This is a genomic window from Oceanicaulis sp., from assembly GCF_965249665.1.
Taxonomy (GTDB): Bacteria; Pseudomonadota; Alphaproteobacteria; order Caulobacterales; family Maricaulaceae; genus Oceanicaulis.
The window spans coordinates 2308684-2321178 of sequence record NZ_OZ252247.1 but is presented as its reverse complement, the minus strand read 5'-3'; the positions used below and the strand labels follow the sequence as shown (position 1 = coordinate 2321178).

General features: G+C 63.0%; 10 protein-coding genes. 8 read left to right on the top strand and 2 right to left on the bottom strand.

Features of this window, described 5'->3' with window-relative positions; genetic code table 11:
• A complete protein-coding gene (locus tag ACP154_RS11170; RefSeq protein WP_421859180.1) occupies positions 1-414 on the bottom strand; it encodes an NADH:ubiquinone oxidoreductase subunit NDUFA12 in 414 nt (137 codons plus the stop codon).
• Between the two features lie 243 nt (positions 415-657).
• On the opposite strand from ACP154_RS11170, the gene ACP154_RS11165 reads away from it, so the two are divergent.
• The 3 genes from ACP154_RS11165 (at position 658) to ACP154_RS11155 (ending at position 5356) form a co-directional block, all read left to right on the top strand.
• Positions 658-3258, top strand: coding sequence for a hypothetical protein (locus ACP154_RS11165; RefSeq protein WP_421859183.1), 2601 nt, complete (start codon positions 658-660; stop codon positions 3256-3258).
• Positions 3259-3312: 54 nt separating this feature from the next.
• Positions 3313-3804 carry a pentapeptide repeat-containing protein gene (locus ACP154_RS11160; protein ID WP_421859186.1) on the top strand — a complete coding sequence of 164 codons (492 nt, stop codon included), beginning with the start codon at positions 3313-3315 and terminating at the stop codon, positions 3802-3804.
• A gap of 67 nt (positions 3805-3871) precedes the next feature.
• On the top strand, positions 3872-5356 hold the full coding sequence (locus ACP154_RS11155) for a pentapeptide repeat-containing protein (RefSeq protein WP_421859188.1): 1485 nt from the start codon (positions 3872-3874) through the stop codon (positions 5354-5356).
• Positions 5357-5423: 67 nt separating this feature from the next.
• Here ACP154_RS11155 and aspS read toward each other — a convergent pair whose 3' ends face one another.
• A complete protein-coding gene (gene aspS / locus ACP154_RS11150) occupies positions 5424-7241 on the bottom strand; it encodes an aspartate--tRNA ligase (RefSeq protein WP_107713700.1) in 1818 nt (605 codons plus the stop codon).
• A 150-nt stretch (positions 7242-7391) separates the two neighbouring features.
• On the opposite strand from aspS, the gene ACP154_RS11145 reads away from it, so the two are divergent.
• From ACP154_RS11145 to rnd, 5 genes are all read left to right on the top strand, one after another.
• On the top strand, positions 7392-8111 hold the full coding sequence (locus ACP154_RS11145) for a lysophospholipid acyltransferase family protein (RefSeq protein WP_421859191.1): 720 nt from the start codon (positions 7392-7394) through the stop codon (positions 8109-8111).
• A 212-nt stretch (positions 8112-8323) separates the two neighbouring features.
• Entirely contained in the window at positions 8324-9031 is a 708-nt protein-coding gene (locus ACP154_RS11140; protein WP_421859193.1) for a TetR/AcrR family transcriptional regulator, read from the top strand.
• Between the two features lie 37 nt (positions 9032-9068).
• Positions 9069-9782, top strand: coding sequence for a lysophospholipid acyltransferase family protein (locus tag ACP154_RS11135; protein WP_421859196.1), 714 nt, complete (start codon positions 9069-9071; stop codon positions 9780-9782).
• Positions 9779-11086 (top strand): MFS transporter, encoded by a 1308-nt coding sequence (locus ACP154_RS11130; protein ID WP_421859199.1) that lies wholly within the window; start codon positions 9779-9781, stop codon positions 11084-11086. Before ACP154_RS11135 ends, ACP154_RS11130 begins: the two co-directional genes overlap by 4 nt.
• A 46-nt stretch (positions 11087-11132) precedes the next feature.
• Positions 11133-12287, top strand: coding sequence for a ribonuclease D (gene rnd / locus ACP154_RS11125; protein WP_421859202.1), 1155 nt, complete (start codon positions 11133-11135; stop codon positions 12285-12287).
• Positions 12288-12495: the final 208 nt, after the last annotated feature.

The following is a 12495-nucleotide window of genomic DNA, read 5'->3' as shown; positions in this document are numbered from 1 at the left end:
TTAATCTCCCGGTGTCCAGGATTCGTAATCGGCCGCCGTCGCCTGACGCTGACGCGCCGAGCCGCCGATCAGGGACCCCGTGGGATGATAGGCGTGCAGCGTGCCGGTCATATTGGGTTGATGCTCTTGTTCCCAATCCTTGCGCGGCAAAGGCGCACTGCTGGGCGCTTCATCAAAGGTGTGATGCATCCAGCCATGCCAGTCTGACGGCACGCGAGAGCCATCAGCATAGCCGTTATAGACGACCCAGCGGCGCGTCTTGCCGTCAGCGCCCGTCCCGGCCTTGCGCTCTTGATAGTATTTGTTGCCGAACTCATCCTCGCCGACGAGTTCGCCGGAACGCCAGATCGTCCAGGCTGCGCCCGCAGACGCGCCGTTCCACCAGGTGAAGACTTTTGACAGCAGGCCAAGCATGGCGTGCTCCTTCGCAAAAAATACTCGTGACCGCTATATGCCCCTGCGCACCGTGCGGGTCCAGTCATGCACCCGCAATTCGGCGCCAAAACCATGCTTTCTCCTCATGGGCGTGACCTGTGGGACGCTGTGCAGGCCAGTTTTCCACGGTCAGGTTAAGAGCGCCCTGTTCATGCTTCGACTCCGCCCCTGCTCCTCCGGTACCATTTGGGTGATTCGCGCGCCCGATTGGTAGGAGCCGTCATGAGCATTCCCCGCCGCCTGTCCCGAAACGGTGTTACACCGCTGGATGATTTCGCCTTTCAGAGCCGACAGGCGGACAATCCCGATCCTGACGCCGTCGGCGAAGAGGCCGAGGTTCAACTTCTGACGCCGGAAGGTTGGGATTCACGTACGATCGCCGCGCTTGTAGCGCTCTGCGGCGCCCAACCGGGCGAACAGCTGCATGCCGGGCATGTGCTCTCTGAGCTGACCGACTCGCTGACTGACGGTGACGCCGTCGAACACGATGAATTGCTCGCGAGCCTGTTGCTGCGTGAAGCGGCTCCTGTTCCCGCGCTCTGGCGCGGCGAGCGCGTGCCGGCGCCTCAAGGCCCGGCGACGATCGGCGCAGAAGGGCTGACCGAAGCCTTGCACGATCTCAACGCTGCAGAAATGGGCCAGGCCGCCGCGAATGTGGGCGCGCGCGTATTGGCCGAACGTCTGGAAGCGGTGGCGCTGGCCTGCGTCAATTGTGACGGCGCAGACGATGAATGCTTTGACCCGCGCCGCAATCGCGCTCTGGCGCGCGCTGTGCGCGCCGCCCGACGCGATGGCGCGCCGGACCCGATGATCGAGCGCGCCATCGCCCGTGCGCGACAAGGTCTGATCACGCCCGAACAAGGCCTGTTCGCGACGCCGCCTGCGGCTGATCTTCCTGACGTGCAGCTGGAAGACGCGTTTTTTGACGCCGTTGAAAGCGACGCTGCGCTGGCGGACGGACAAAGCGCACGCCAGGTGATGACCCGTCTGGCGGAAGCGGTCTGGACCCATGGCAAGCCGACGCTTCACTTCAAAGATCCCGAGCTGAGCGTCAGCCCCGCCACCGTGCTCAACCTGGCCCGATTTATCGATGGACACACGCTTGACGAGGACGGGCTGGCCTACGCAGCCCGTTTATGGGGCACAGTCGCTGAGCGTCAGAACGGGGCGCTTGTGATCGCCGGGCTGGGCGCGGCGCTGACGGCCCTGTCGCTGGCCTATGACAGCGAAGCCGCCCGCGAACGCGCGCAGCATGTTCTGACCATTGTGCGCAGTGAATGCCCTGCGCCGGTCAGACTTGAGCGTCCCGAAGCGCTGGCGGCCGGATTTGTGGGCGCGGAATCCGTGGGAGTCCATCCCCCCGCAGCGCTCGACGCCCCCGGCGGGCGTCAGTTCGCCCAGTGCGTCAACGCCGCGCTTAGCGGCTTGTCCAAGCAAGAACAAACTCTCGCCCGTCGCCATGCGCTGGGCGCTGGCGCACTGGCGGGGCATTCCGCCCCCTGGATCACCCAGCTTGAAGCCGCAGGCGTCGACGCGGCCGGCTTCGCGCGAATCGACGCAGCGCTCAGCGACGGCGTGCCGCTGCGCTTTGCAATCAATCGCTGGAGCCTTGGGGCGGAAGTTGCGCGCCGCTGCGGGCTCAGCCCGGAACATTTTGACGAGGCCGGGCCGCGTCTGTTGGAAAAACTCGGCGTTGATCCGCTCGAAGTGGTCGCCGCCGAACGTTATGTGCATGGCGCCGGACGCCTGGATGATTGTGACACGCTGAGCCCTGAGCTGCGCGCCGTGTTCGCGGACCCCGCCCCTGAGGCGCGGCTGGCGATGGCGGAAGCCTGTGAAGAGGCGCTTGAAGGCTCGGCGAGCCTGGAGCTGGCCCTGCCGGGTTCAAGCTCCATTGAAGACTTGAGCGCCTTGATCGTCTCCAGCGCAAGGCGGGGCCTGACGGGCCTGTCGATCCGGCGCGAAGGCGATGCGCTTTATGACCTCTTGAACACCATCGAATATGACACCGGAGATTCAGTGCGCCGTTCGGTCATCGCCGAAGAGCGCGTGGTGGAACGCGTGGTGGAGAAATATGTCGAGCGCGCCGCCGAGCGCCGCAAGCTTCCTGATCGCCGCAAGGGCTATATCCAGAAATCCACCGTGGGCGGCCATAAAGTCTATCTGCATACCGGCGAGTTTGACGATGGCGAGCTGGGCGAGATTTTCATCGACATGCACAAGGAAGGCGCCGCCTTCCGCTCGCTAATGAACAATTTCGCCATCTCCATTTCTATCGGCCTGCAATACGGCGTGCCGCTGGAAGAGTATGTGGACGCCTATCTGTTCACCCGGTTTGAACCGGCCGGCGCCGTGGGCGGCAATGATTCCATCAAGCACGCCAGCTCGATCCTCGATTACATTTTCCGCGAACTGGCGGTGAGCTATCTGGGCCGTGAAGACCTCGCCCAGACCGACGCCCACCCCTATGATCCCGGTGGACTTGGCAAAGGCGTCGAGCAGGAAAAACTGGTGCGCGAAGCAGATCCCGCCAGCCTGATCTCCAAGGGGTTCTCACGCGGTCAATTGCCCGACAATGTGGTCATGCTGGGCAGTCGGCCCAAGCCTGGAACCTCTGACAGTCCTGTGGTGGGCACGGGGTTTGAATTTGACCCCAAGCCCGCCTCTGGCGGTTCGCAGGCAGGCGGCGCCTCTGTCGAACGGCTGGAGGAGCCAGCCGTGAACTATCACGGCGATCCCTGCCCGGAATGCGGCCACTTCACCGTGATCGAAAACGCAGGGCTGTTGGGCTGCGACGCCTGCGGCTGGGCGGGCAAACTCTAGGGTTCAGGCCTGAAACTTGCGCGGGGCAGACCGATAACAGACAAGGTGTGCGCCATGTTGAAACAGTTTCTTTGCGTTATTGGCCTGATGACAGCCCTGCCCGGCGGCGCTCTCGCCCAGAACGCCAGCGAGATCGCGCGGGTTCAGGCCGGTCACTCCTGTCCTGGATGCAATCTGTTCCAGGCGGATCTGAGCTATCGCGACCTGCCTCATATTGACGTCTCGGGATCCCGTCTGCGTCAAGCCGATCTGAGCCTGGCCACAATGAACCATTCCAATTTCACGCGGGCGAATCTATCTGTCTCCAATCTGTTCGGCGCCCGGTTTACCGGCGCCAGCTTCGCTTATGCGGATCTGAGCCAGGCGACGGCGGCAGGCGCCTATTTTGGCGGCGCGGACTTCACGGGTGCGCAGCTGAATGGGGCGAACCTGTCCGGCGCCGAACTGGAAACCGCCCGGGGGCTGACCCAGGCACAACTCAATACAGCGTGCGGCGACGCCAGTACGCGCCTGCCGTCCGGATTGACGATTCCGTCTTGCCGTTGAACCAGTTCACTGCATCTTACTGCGAATTTAGTCGCTCCGGATGCAGAGGCGGATTACATCTAAAGGCATGCCATACCGTACTTTCATATTGGCTTTGACCCTGAGCACCGGTTTGTCCGCCGCCGGACTGGCTGGGGAACCCCATCGCCGCCTCGTGATCGGGGGCGATTGCCCATCGTGTGATTTTGTCGACGCCAATCTTGCGGGCGCCCAGATGGTCGGCGGTGACTTCTCCGGGGCCAATTTCTCTGACGCCCAGATCCTGGGCGCACAGCTGGTCGACCTGAACCTCTCCGGTGCGGATTTCACCGACGCCAGCCTGTCTGAAGCGCGTTTGTCCAATGTTCAGCTGGACGGCGCCAATCTGGAAGACGCCCAGATGATGCGCCTGCGCGCGCACCAGGTCAGCCTGCGCGGGGCCAATCTTCGTGATGCGAACATGGAGGGCGGCGTCTACCTCCTCTCCGATCTCAGCGGCGCCAATCTGCGCAGCGCCAACCTGCCCGACACGGTCTTTCGGCAAGCTGATTTCAGCCAGGCCAGTTTGCGCGACGCCAATCTGATGCGCGCCCATTTCTATGGCGCACGCCTGCGCGGTGTGGACGGGCGCGGCGGGTTGTTTCGCAATGTGATTTTTGAAAACACGGATCTGAGTTTCGCGGATTTGCGCGACACCCGGTTTTCAAATGCACAATTCATCGCCGTCAATCTGTCCTCAACCGATCTGCGCGATGCGGAAGGTCTGACAGCGGAGAGTTTCCAGCATGTGTGCGGTGATGAGAATACGCGCCTGCCCTTTGACTACACGCTGACACGCTGTTCTGAGGATGGCAGCCTGATCTTCACCCTGCGTCGCAGTTCAGAAACTGCTGTCGCTGCTCCGGTCACCAGTCTGGAGAGCCAGCGCGCCGAGCTCGAACGCGCCAGCGCCGAGCTGGAAGCGGCCATCTCTGAAAGTGGTCAGATCATGCGCCTGCGCGAACGTGAAATGGCGCTCGCCCTGCGTGAAGCGCTGACGGAACTGCGTGACGCCGCACAGGATGTGACCGTGCGCATCAACGAAGCCGAGGAGCCTGACAGTGTCGAGCAGGCGATTGAGCAAGCCACAGCGGAAGTGGTGCGCGACAGCCTGCGCGTCGCGGCTCGCGCACTGGCGGAGGCGCAGGCCAATGGCGATCTCGATCAGATTGACTGGAGTTTCGACTTCCATCCCACCGAACTCGGCGACCGGATTCGCCTGATCCTGGAACAAAGCGGTCCAGCGCCCAAACCTGCCCTTCCGCCCTTGACCCTGGACGGCGCCCCGCCCGCGCCGCCAAAGCAGCCGAACCTGATGTCCCATGCCGAGCTGGCGGAGCTTGAAGAGCGCCGCATGGAGCAAGCTGCGGAACGGGCCAGACGGCTGCAGGAAGCCGAGCAACGCCGCCTGGAACAGGTCATCCGCCAGCAAGAGGCCGCGCAGCGCGCTGAAGAGCGCCGACGCGAACGCGAAGCGCGGAACGAACCGCCCGAGCCGCCGCAACCGCCTCGTCCGCCTGACAATGAAGGCTGAAGCGACCAGAATAAAAAACGGCGGGTCAATGACCCGCCGTTTTTGCGTGTGTCGTTCAGGGTGAGCCCTAGCTGTCTTTCTTGGCCTCGGGCGTCACTGTCCGCAGATGCAGCTCGCGAAGCTGGCGCATCTCGGCGGGGGCCGGCGCATTCATCATCAGATCGCGCGCCTGCTGGTCTTTCGGGAACATCACAACTTCGCGCAGATTGTCCTGATCCGCGAGGATCATCACGATCCGGTCCACGCCCGGCGCAATGCCGCCATGGGGCGGAGCGCCATAGCGGAAAGCGTTCAGCATGCCGCCAAAGGCTTCTTCCACCACGTCCTCACCATAGCCCGCGAACTCAAATGCTTTCAGCATCACGTCCGGACGGTGGTTCCGGATAGCGCCGGAAGACAGCTCGATGCCGTTACAGATGATGTCGTACTGCCAGGCCTTCATCCCGAGAAGCGTGTCATGGTCGTCCTTGTCGAGCGCCATGAAGTCATCGGGGTCCATTTGCGGCATGGAGAACGGGTTGTGGGAGAAGTCGACCTTCTTGTTGTCTTCATCCCATTCATACATGGGGAAGTCGACAACCCAGCAGAAGCGGAAAACGTTCTCCTCAAAGAGGTTGAGCTCTTGGCCAACCACATTGCGCGCCTTGCCGGCGAAGCTGGCGAAGGCGGACGGCTCGCCAGCCGCGAAGAACACTGCATCGCCCGCTTCAAGCCCGAGCTGGGTGCGCAGCGCTTCGGTGCGTTCGGGGCCGATATTCTTGGCGATCGGGCCCGCGCCGGCCAGCGCACCCTCTTCCTCACGCCAGAAGATATAGCCCAGCCCCGGCTGGCCTTCCTTCTGCGCCCAGGAATTCATCCGGTCACAGAACGCACGGCTGCCGCCCTTGGGCGCCGGAATGGCCCAAACCTCGACCTTCGGGTTTTTCTCGATCATCCCGGCAAAGACCTTGAAGCCGGACCCGGCGAAATGCTCGGTGACGGCTTCCATCTCGATCGGGTTGCGCAGATCCGGCTTGTCCGAGCCATATTTGCGCATGGCTTCGGCATAGGGAATGCGCGGGAAGGCTTCATCCGGCACGGTGCGGCCATCGGCGAATTCACGGAACAGACCGGCCAGCACCGGCTCCATCACGCCGAACACTTCGTCCTGGGTGACGAAGCTCATTTCCATGTCGAGCTGATAGAATTCGCCCGGCGCCCGGTCGGCGCGGGCGTCTTCGTCGCGGAAGCACGGCGCGATCTGGAAATAGCGGTCAAAGCCCGACACCATGATCAGCTGTTTGAACTGCTGCGGCGCCTGGGGCAGCGCATAGAACTGGCCCGGATGCAGGCGCGAGGGCACCAGGAAGTCACGCGCGCCTTCCGGTGAAGACGCGGTCAGGATCGGCGTCTGGTACTCGGTGAAGCCTTCATCGACCATGCGGCGACGCAAGGAGTCGATGATTTTCGAGCGCAGAACGATGCGCTTGTGCAGGCTTTCGCGACGCAGATCGATATAGCGATGCTTCAGGCGCACTTCTTCTGACCAGTCCGGCTCGCCGAACACAGGCAGCGGCAATTCTTCCGCGGCGGACTGCACCACAAGGTCTTCGACCAGCAGTTCGATCTCGCCCGTTGGCAGGTTGGGATTGATCGTGTCCTCAGAGCGCGCCACAACCTTGCCGGTCACAGTGACGACGCTTTCCGCGCGCATCCGTTCCAGGGTCGCGAAATTGGGATTATCAGGCTCCAGCACGCATTGGGTCAGACCGTAATGGTCGCGCAGGTCCACAAACAGCAGACCGCCATGGTCGCGCTTGCGGTGGATCCAGCCGGACAGTCGCGCAGTTTCGCCCATCTGGGCTTTGCGCAGCTCTCCGCAAGTATGGGTGCGATAAGCGTGCATGGAAAATCGTCCGTTTCAATTGGGCGGTCGAGAAGCGGTTGGAAAAGGAACGTTTGCACCTGCTCTGTCAAGACATGCAACAGAGTAAAGAGCAAAGCGCTGCACACGAAGCGCTTGTGAGACCGGGCGAACACATCAATTTTGACGGTCATGCGCGCGACGCTTTTTCATACCGGGTTCTGGACGCTGGCGGGATCGCTGGCCATTGGCTGCGCGCCGCTCCTGCTCTGGCCTGGCCGACAGGCGGCGGTCTGGGCGATCGGCGCTTTCTCGAAACTGTTCCGAGGCTGGCTGCATCTGTGCGGCGTTCAACTTGAATATCGCGGGCTTGAGCATATTCCCGAAGACCAGCCCGTCATCTTCGCCGCCAAACACCAATCCTATGGCGACGGTCTGTGCCATCTCGCCCGCGATCCCGCCCTCGCCTATGTGATCGGTGATCACATGCTGCGCTTCCCGCTGGTGGGGCTGTACCTCAAACGTGCGGGCGCCGTGGTGGTGGACAATGATGCGGGACGCCGCGCCAATGGCGCGCTCGATGAGGGCGTGACGCAGCTGACGCGCGATCAGCGCTCCGCCCTGATCTTTCCTGAAGGCGGTTTGACGCCGGTGGGCGGCGGACGACGCTTTCGCAAAGGCGTGCACCATCTGGCGCACGTTCTGGATCGTCCTGTTATTCCCGTCGCCACAAATCTGGGCTGTTTCTGGCCTGAACAGGAGAGAGTGCTGCACCCGGGCACGGCTGTGATCGAGTTTCTGCCGCCCATGGTCACCGAGACCGACAGCCGCGCGTTTATCGGCGCGCTGCAACACAGGGTTCAGGACCGAACGCGGACGCTGGAAGCTGAAGCGCTGGCCAAGCGCCCGTAAGGCGAGAACCGGCAGGCCCTGCCGCGCATCTATCTGCGCAGAGATCTGCCGCCGCTATATCCGCCCCCGCTTCCTTGCGCCCTTGGCGCCGCCCCACCCCCCAGCCCCCAGCCCCCAGCCCCGCAGGACCAGAAAGCCTCATGCCATAATTATGAGTGAACGCTCACTCAGTGTTGACTCGCCCCACAAGGGCTGGCAAAGTGCAGCTGTGAGTGAACGCTCACTCAGAGGCGGTGTCGTGCTCGAACGCGTCCGGTCTCTGGGGCTTCAACGCCCAGGTCGCAGGGCGCATCACGGAGGTTCCCATGGCGAATGACGCATTTCCCGGCGCCCCGGACCCCCGCGGGGTCACGGCGGTGGATGGCACAGCCAAGGCGCGGATCGAACGCGCGGCGCTGGTGCTGTTCGCGCAACAGGGCGTGGACGCGGTGTCCACGCGAGAGATCGCCAGCGCGGCGCAGGTGGCCGAAGGGTCGATCTATCGCCATTTTAAAAGCAAGGAAGTGCTGGCCGAAGCCCTGTTTGAAGCGATCCATTCGCGCTTGTTCGACCTGGTCGAGACCGCGTTGAGCGACGCTGAGAGCTTTGAAGACGCCGTAACCCGCGTGGTGGGCGTCTATTGTCAGGCCGCCGACGAAGACCCGGCGCTGTTTGAATACCATCTCATCCACATGTTCCGCTTTGGCCGCAAAGATCGCGATGGGCGCCCTGACCCGGTGACCTTGATTGCTGAGGCCATCGCCCGCGCCATGGAGAATGGGGATTGCCCGCCCGGCGACCCCGAACTGAAAGCGGCCATGGCGCTGGGGCTCGTGCTGCAGCCCGCCGCCCACCGCATGGCCGGGCGCTTGCCTGGGCTGATGACCACGAATGCGCCGGCTCTGGCGCACGCCGCGCTGGCCGCCCTGAGAGCGGATTAAGCCCTTTTCTTCACCGACGTCTCAAGGAGGATGCGCCATGGTTCGCTCCACCGCTTATTTCGTCGCCTATTGGCTGATCACCGCCGTGTTCGCCCTGACTTGCTCTGTGTTGGCGCTCTTGCCCGGCCGCAAACCCCTCGCCTATGGCGTCCAGCTTTATGGCTCGGCCCAGCGTGTGGCGCTCTTTTTCATCGCCGGGATCAGCATTGAGGTGCGCGGCAAGGACCGCTTGCCGCGAGAGCCCAGCGTCATCGCCGCCAAGCATCAGAGCTGGGGCGACGGCTTTGTGATGATTTCCGAGCTGGCCCAGCTCTCCTTCGTGGCGGGGGATCATCTGTACAAGTTTCCACTGGTGGGCCGAATCCTGAACAAGCTGGGCGCCATTGTCCTATCCAATGGCGGCGGAGACGACGCCCGCGCGCGGATGAATGAAAGCCTGGATATCTTGCGACATGAACGCCGCGATGTGCTGATCTATCCCGAAGGCCATCTCGCCGCGCCGGGCGAAAAACATGCCTATCGCAAAGGAGTCTGGCACTTGTATGCGGCGCTAAACCGTCCCTGCACGCCGGTCGCCACCAATCTGGGTCTGGCGTGGAACCAGCAAGCCTTCAAGAAAACGCCGGGCCGCGCCGTTGTGGAGTTTCTCGACCCGATCGAGCCCGGCCTTGAGAAAGATGAGTTCATGGCGCGCCTTGAAGCCGTGATCGAAGCGCGCACCGATGCGCTGGTGAAGGAGGGGCTGACATGAGCCTGAAAATCGTCTCGACCCTGATGACCCAGCGCCGCTATCTGCCCCTCTGGCTGGCGCAGACTCTGGGCGCCTTCAACGACAATCTGTTCCGCTATGCGCTGGTGGCGCTCGCCACCTATCAGGGCTGGACGGTGTTCGGGCTTGATAACGCAGTCATGGTGCCGCTGGCCGCTACGGCCTTCACCGTGCCGATCTTCGCCTTTTCCGCCATCGCCGGTCAGGTGGCCGACCGGTATGATCGCACCAGGATCATGCGCATCGCCAAGTTCGCCGAGATCATCCTGATGATCATGGCGGCGGTGGGCTTCCTGTTCCAATTGCCCCTGGCGCTGCTGCTCACCCTGTTTCTGATGGGCGTGCAGTCGACCTTTTTCCTGCCCGCGCGCAATTCCGCCCTGCCCTCGCTGATGGAACCGCACGAGTTGGTCCCCGCCAACGCCGCGCTGTCCGGCGCGATCAATGTGGCGATTCTGATTGGCGCCATTGGCGGCACCTTGTTGATTGCGCCGGACTGGGGCGTGCCGCTGATCAGCGCGCTTCTGGTCGTCATGGCGGTGCTGGGCTGGATCGCCATGCGTCAGCAAACCCCGGCGCCGGGCGGCAATCCGGGACTTCAAGTGCGATGGGGGCTGCTGGGCGTCCTGTGGGAAACGCCGCGCATGCTCGGCCACGCCCTGCGCGCGCCGGATGTCCTGCGTCCGCTTCTGGGCGTCGCCTGGTTCTGGATGCTGGCGGCGGCGGTCATCACCGTGCTGCCGCTGTTCACCCGCGATGTTCTGGGCGCCGATGAAGGCGTGGTGGCGGTCTTTCAGCTGATCTTCACCATCGGCGCGGCGCTAGGCGCTGTGATCTGCGGCGCCCTGTCGAAATCGGGCGATGCCCTGCGCTTCTCCCTGATCGGGGCGATCATATTGACTGTCTTCCCCCTCGACCTTGCGCTCTACACCTTGAACCGCACGCCAGGACCAGAGCTGATCAACGCCGCGGATTTTCTGTCTGACCGCGAGAACTGGCGCATCGTCTTCGACCTCACTGCTTCCGCTATTGGCGGCGGCCTGTTCCTGGTGCCGCTTCAGGCCATGGCGCAGCGGCGCGCCAAGGCGGAGATGCGCGGGCGCTTGCTGGCCGCATCCGGCGTGCTCAATGGGCTGGGCGGCACGCTGGGGCCGTTGGTGCTGCTGGTGATCGGCGCAATCAGCGCGCCCCTGCAAACCGCCTTCGCCTGTGTGGCGCTGGGCTCTCTGGGCGCGGTGGTCTTCATTGTCTGGCGCATGCTGGCGCGGCGAAAAAGCCCTCAGTGAGCTGAGGGCTCGCCAAACCGCTCGCTTCGGTATATTCGAGCGGGCCATGGAATGGATCGCCGATACTGAGTCCCTGGCCCAAGCGTGTGCGAAGCTGCGTGAAGCCGAGTTTGTCGCCGTAGACACCGAGTTTATGCGCGAAAGCACCTTCTGGCCGCAGCTCTGCCTCATCCAGGCGGCGGGCGATGACACCGAAGTGTTGATTGACCCGCTGGCCGAGGGGCTGGATCTCCAGCCTTTCTATGACCTTCTGACCGATCAATCCGTCATCAAGGTGTTTCACGCCTGCCGGCAGGATCTGGAAATTTTCTTCCATGAAGGCGGCGGCATCATTCCCAAACCCCTGTTTGACAGCCAGATCGCCGCCATGGCCGTGGGCTTGGGCGATTCCGTCTCTTACGACAATCTGGTGCGCGCGCTGGTGAAGGTGAATCTCGACAAGGGCTCGCGCTTCACAGACTGGTCGCGCCGTCCGCTGTCTGACAAGCAAAAGGTCTATGCGCTCGCAGATGTGACCCATCTGCGCGATTTGTTCCCGATCCTGCGCGAGAAACTCGCCAAGAAGGGCCGCGAAGCCTGGCTGGCCGAGGAGATGAAAACCCTCACCGATCCGGCCACCTATCAGATGCACCCCGAGAACGCCTGGAAGCGTCTGAAACTGCGCAAGACCACCGCGAAATGGCTGGCGGGCCTGAAAGCCGCCGCGGAGTGGCGCGAAACCGAAGCGCAGACCCGCGACATTCCCCGCTCGCGCATCATAAAAGACGATGGCCTGTACGAGCTGGCCCATGCCAGCCCCACCTCACTCGAGGACCTCAAGAATCTGCGCGCCGTGCCCAAGGGTTTTGAACGCTCAAAGCCCGCCGAGCGTCTGATCGCAATCATGCAAGAGGCGTTGGCAGACCCCAAAGCCTATGCGCCCAAGGTGGACAAGCCTGAAGCCAGCCCGCCCAATCTGGGGCCCATCATCGAAATCCTGAAAGTCTTCCTCAAGGTCGTCTCCGACCAGGAAGGCGTCGCCAGCCGGCTGATCGCCACCGTGCCCGACCTTGAAAAGCTCGCCGCCGATGACGAAGCGGACATCCCCGCCCTCAAAGGCTGGCGCCGTGACGTCTTCGGCGCCGAAGCCCTGCGCCTGAAACGCGGCGAGATCGCCCTGGTGCTGGAAAATGGCAAGGTCGAAGCGGTCGAACTGGAATAGCGTCGGCTTTTTTAGAGCGCTGAAATCCCGGGCGAGCAAAGCGAGACCCGGGACCTCCCTCCGCTTAAAGCGCCCTGCTCTGCACAAGACGCCGGCTTAGCGCTGCGCTTGGCCGGGGTTTCAGAATCCAGCCCCATCGTCATCTTGAGAAAAGTCAGGACCCATTGCGCCCTGCGACTCCCCAGGTCCCGGATCAAGTCCGGGATGA

Coding starts and splice junctions, on each gene's coding strand:
- ACP154_RS11170 (WP_421859180.1), bottom strand. CDS start 414: ATGCTTGGCCTGCTGTCAAAAGTCTTCACCTGGTGGAACGGCGCGTCT.
- aspS (WP_107713700.1), bottom strand. CDS start 7,241: ATGCACGCTTATCGCACCCATACTTGCGGAGAGCTGCGCAAAGCCCAG.
- ACP154_RS11130 (WP_421859199.1), top strand. CDS start 9,779: ATGAGCCTGAAAATCGTCTCGACCCTGATGACCCAGCGCCGCTATCTG.
- ACP154_RS11155 (WP_421859188.1), top strand. CDS start 3,872: ATGCCATACCGTACTTTCATATTGGCTTTGACCCTGAGCACCGGTTTG.
- ACP154_RS11135 (WP_421859196.1), top strand. CDS start 9,069: ATGGTTCGCTCCACCGCTTATTTCGTCGCCTATTGGCTGATCACCGCC.
- ACP154_RS11160 (WP_421859186.1), top strand. CDS start 3,313: ATGTTGAAACAGTTTCTTTGCGTTATTGGCCTGATGACAGCCCTGCCC.
- ACP154_RS11165 (WP_421859183.1), top strand. CDS start 658: ATGAGCATTCCCCGCCGCCTGTCCCGAAACGGTGTTACACCGCTGGAT.
- rnd (WP_421859202.1), top strand. CDS start 11,133: ATGGAATGGATCGCCGATACTGAGTCCCTGGCCCAAGCGTGTGCGAAG.
- ACP154_RS11145 (WP_421859191.1), top strand. CDS start 7,392: ATGCGCGCGACGCTTTTTCATACCGGGTTCTGGACGCTGGCGGGATCG.